Source organism: Carboxydothermus islandicus, assembly GCF_001950325.1.
In the GTDB taxonomy this organism is placed as follows: Bacteria; Bacillota; Z-2901; order Carboxydothermales; family Carboxydothermaceae; genus Carboxydothermus; species Carboxydothermus islandicus.
Genome location: NZ_BDJL01000015.1, coordinates 1 through 292 on the forward strand (window position 1 = coordinate 1; position 292 = coordinate 292).

Below are 292 nucleotides of genomic sequence, written 5' to 3' on the forward strand. Positions count from 1 at the left end.
GCGGCTGCGTCTTGTATTGGAATATATGCCGGATGAAGAACTTATGAGACAGTTGGAGAAAGAGCGGAACAAAGGCAGGGACGATTATCCAGTGCGAGCCATGTGGAACTCGATCCTTGCAGGAATAGTATATCAACATGAAACGATAGAAAAACTGCGCCGGGAATTGGGGCGAAACGGACAACTGCGGTTCATGTGCGGATTTAAAGGTGAAACGGTACCCCCAGCGTGGGTGTATACCCGTTTTTTAAAGAAAATAATCAACCATGCGGAAGAAGTAGATAAAATAATG

Annotated in this window: 1 protein-coding gene; it reads left to right on the forward strand. The window is 45.5% G+C overall.

Annotated features, from left to right (window positions below; all coding sequences use genetic code 11):
- Window positions 1–16: 16 nt before the first annotated feature.
- Window positions 17–292, forward strand: a 276-nt coding sequence (locus ciss_RS03265) for a transposase family protein (RefSeq protein WP_501161879.1), incomplete at its 3' end; no start/stop codon positions are given.